This window comes from Bacillus sp. LR_5 (genome assembly GCF_042709275.1).
Genome location: NZ_JAVAXX010000444.1, coordinates 1 through 3,540, shown reverse-complemented (window position 1 = coordinate 3,540; position 3,540 = coordinate 1). Strand labels below are relative to the sequence as shown.

The window sequence follows — 3,540 nt, the reverse complement described above, 5'->3', positions numbered from 1 at the left end:
TCACAAGAGGAGGAGTACACATGCCATTATTGCGTTTTGATGTAATTGAAGGCCGTGACGAAAAATCGCTGCAATTGTTATTAGATACTGCTCACCAAGCGATGGTTGAAGCGTTTGGTGTTCCGGAAAGAGACCGTTATCAAATTGTCCATCAGCATCCCGCAAACGAGCTTATAATCCAGGATACGGGATTAGGGTTTCAGAGAACCAAGGATATGGTCATCATTAGCATGACAAGCAAAGCAAGAACCGAAAGCCAAAAGGAAAAATTGTATGCTCTGCTTGCTGAAAGGCTAGAAGAAAAATGCGGAATTTCCCCTGAAGACCTCATGGTATCTATTACTGAGAATGGTGACGCAGACTGGAGTTTCGGTCTCGGTGAGGCGCAATTTTTGAATGGAAAACTATAAGATTTCGTCTCCCCACAAAAAAAAAGAGAGAGCTCCAAAGAAGCTCTCTCTTTTTTCATAAATGCGGAAGTCATCAGTATAGAAGCATCCAGCAATACGAAAAACCTGGATTTCCTTTTATATCCGGTTTAAATGCCAATTGGAAGCTGACTGGGTTTTGGCCGAAAATATAAAATTTTGTTGATTTGCATAATAAGATACATCATAATCCCCATTTACAATAGGTTAGATGTTATAGCTTATTGATCATTTCCTATTTTATATATCCCCTTCATATGCACATGACACTTTTGCCAATCCGGAAATATCAGTCTGACAAATATAAAAAGTCATGTAAACGGGTGTGAACCGTACTTACATGACTCACCATGGAAACAAAGGCTCTTTTTCAGACGCCGCTTTCCTTATTTCTCTTCTTCACACACTGTGTCACCAGGCTCGCAAAATTGATCGGCCCATGCCTGCATCTCTTGAAATACAGCTTGAAGCGCTGTTCCTTTTTCAGTCAGCGTGTAGATGACTTTGACCGGCGTTTCAGGGAGAACCTGCCGTTCGACAATCTCGTTTTGTTCAAGCTCCTTCAAGCGCTCTGCCAACATTTTTTGGCTGATCATCGGTATTGTTTCCGTTATCTCTTTAAACCGTTTCGGCCCATCCATTAGCACATGGATGATCAGACCGTTCCATCGTTTTCCCAGCAATGAGAATGCGGATTCCATTTTAGGGCACATCGTATTTCCCACAAGCCTTCATCCCTTCATCTATTGATTGACATGTATTCAATGATCCATTACAATAATCTTTCAAGTTACATTTAGTAAGCTTCTAACTTTTCTATTATCATACCACGTTTATCCGAAGGAGGAAACACTATGACGAATACTCTGGATGTTTTAAAAGCACGTGCATCTGTAAAGGAATATGATACAAATGCCCCGATCTCTAAGGAGGAGCTGACTGAGCTATTAGACCTTGCCGCTAAAGCGCCTTCCGCTTGGAACCTTCAGCATTGGCATTTTACAGTATTCCACAGCGATGAATCAAAAGCGGAGCTTCTTCCTGTAGCGTATAATCAAAAACAAATCGTTGAGTCTTCTGCTGTTGTTGCCATTTTAGGCGATTTAAAGGCAAATGAAAACGGTGAAGAAGTTTATGCTGAATTAGCAAGCCAAGGCTATATTACGGATGAAATCAAACAAACATTGCTCGGCCAAATCAACGGTGCTTACCAAAGCGAGCAATTCGCACGTGATTCCGCTTTCTTAAATGCTTCTTTAGCTGCTATGCAGCTTATGATTGCCGCAAAAGCAAAAGGTTATGACACTTGCGCAATTGGCGGATTTAACAAAGAGCAGTTCCAAAAGCAATTTGATATCAGTGAGCGCTATGTTCCGGTTATGCTTATTTCAATCGGCAAAGCAGTGAAGCCTGCCCATCAAAGCAACCGCCTGCCGCTTTCAAAAGTATCAACTTGGCTGTAAGGATATGAAAAACCTTAGTCCGAAATCCGGACTAAGGTTTTTTTATACAATCGCCTCTTTGTACCATTCACGAGCCTGTTCAGCTTCATGCTGAGTCAGCTGATGGCCCCCGTCCTGCCAGAAAACGGAGGCTGATGCCCCGCTGTCACGCAAATAGCGGTAAAGCTCTTCTGATTCTTCCTTCGTGCAAAGAGGATCGTATTTCCCGGCACCGATAAAAACAGGGAGCCCCGCCATATCAGGCAGCTCGATACCCCGAATCGGAACCATTGGATGATGCAGAATAGCCCCTTTTAACACATCTTTATAATGAAAAAGCAGGCTTGCCGCAATGTTTGCGCCGTTTGAATAACCGACTGCAATCACTTTGCCGCGATCAAACTGATGCGTTTCTGCAGCCTCGTCGATAAAATCTTTCAATTCTCTTGTCCGCACCACAAGATCTTTTTCATCAAAAACTCCTTCACTCAGACGTTTGAAAAATCGCGGCATTCCATTTTCAAGCACCGATCCTCTGACACCAAGCAAATGGGCATTAGGGTCTATAAACCGCCCCAATGAAAGCAGATCGTGTTCATTACCGCCCGTGCCATGCAACAGCAAAAGTACGTTGTCAGATGTTCCTTTTTCATAAATATGCTTCATTATAAATTCCCCCTTTTAAAGTTCAGGTAAAATGTCTGTAATTTGGTGTCTATGTTTCTCCAGCCATTCAGGCAGTTTTAAGGAAGTCCCTAGCTCAGAAAACGTTTCATCTGTCATAAAGCCCGGTTCATCTGTGGCAATTTCAAATAAGATACCGCCTTTCTCCCTGAAATAAACTGATGTAAAGTATTCCCTGTCGAGAATTTCTGACGAAGGCAGATGGTTTTCAGCAATAATCGGCAGCCATTTCGCCTGTTCCTTTTTCTTTGTCCGAAACGCTACATGGTGTACCGTACCATATCCTCCGACTCCTCTTTTTTCAGGGTATAAATGGACATCAATGACACCGCCGACGGCCGCTGAGGTTGCCAGTCTGACAATCTGGTCTTCTTCGGCCACTTTGGTGTATCCAAAGCTTTCCATTAACAATTGTATGGTCGCCTGCGGGTCGTAGGAATATAGCAGCACACCTTTCATTCCCGTAATTGCTTCATTTGTTGTGATCCCGTCAGGCGTCCACTCGCTTTTGCCGCTTTTCGCATCCTCCATGATCGCCAGCGGAAGGTCTTCTGTATCATCAAAAATAAGACCTTTTTCACCAAACAACGTTTTTTCCTCTAGGCTCAGCCCGCTTTTCTCAAGACGCTCCTTCCAAAAAGACAGGGAGCCTGAGGGAACTGAAAAGTACACCCGGCCCGCTTGGCCTTTTCCTACCGTTCCCTGTCCGCTTCCTTGGAACGGAAAAAAGGTCATTATTGTACCGGGATCTCCGTTTTGATTCCCAAAGTAAAAATGATACGTTCCGGGATCATCAAAGTTTACTGTTTTTTTAACAAGCCTGAGCCCAAGCACTTCTGTATAAAATCGCAAGTTTTCTTGCGGATCTCTGGCGAATGCTGTGACATGGTGCAATCCTTCTGTTTTCATTTTCTCACTCCTATTTATCTCGATTTCAAGATATTTATTATTTTAAACCTTTATTGAAAAGGATGCAAACCATGTTT

The 3,540-nt window shown here is 43.1% G+C and carries 5 protein-coding genes; 2 read left to right on the top strand and 3 right to left on the bottom strand.

Annotation, left to right across the window (positions count from 1 at the left end; translation table 11 throughout):
- The first annotated feature begins 20 nt into the window (after window positions 1–20).
- Window positions 21–410: a tautomerase family protein gene (locus RAC86_RS36720; RefSeq protein WP_021481482.1), complete on the top strand. Its 390-nt coding sequence runs from the start codon at window positions 21–23 to the stop codon at window positions 408–410.
- Between the two features lie 404 nt (window positions 411–814).
- Here the strand turns inward: RAC86_RS36720 and yodB are convergent, their stop codons facing one another.
- Entirely contained in the window at window positions 815–1,153 is a 339-nt protein-coding gene (gene yodB, locus RAC86_RS36715) for a transcriptional regulator YodB (protein WP_004399427.1), read from the bottom strand.
- 129 nt (window positions 1,154–1,282) lie between these two features.
- On the opposite strand from yodB, the gene RAC86_RS36710 reads away from it, so the two are divergent.
- The gene (locus tag RAC86_RS36710; protein ID WP_014477092.1) at window positions 1,283–1,891 is read left to right on the top strand and encodes a nitroreductase family protein; all 609 of its coding nucleotides are present in this window, start codon (window positions 1,283–1,285) and stop codon (window positions 1,889–1,891) included.
- A gap of 42 nt (window positions 1,892–1,933) precedes the next feature.
- On the opposite strand, the gene RAC86_RS36705 is transcribed toward RAC86_RS36710, so the two are convergent.
- Together RAC86_RS36705 and RAC86_RS36700 are read right to left on the bottom strand one after the other, a co-directional pair.
- Complete coding sequence (locus RAC86_RS36705) at window positions 1,934–2,536, bottom strand: alpha/beta hydrolase (RefSeq protein WP_014480039.1); 603 nt, start codon at window positions 2,534–2,536, stop codon at window positions 1,934–1,936.
- Between the two features lie 15 nt (window positions 2,537–2,551).
- Window positions 2,552–3,463 carry a ring-cleaving dioxygenase gene (locus RAC86_RS36700; RefSeq protein ID WP_122895490.1) on the bottom strand — a complete coding sequence of 304 codons (912 nt, stop codon included), beginning with the start codon at window positions 3,461–3,463 and terminating at the stop codon, window positions 2,552–2,554.
- Between the last annotated feature and the right edge of the window lie 77 nt (window positions 3,464–3,540).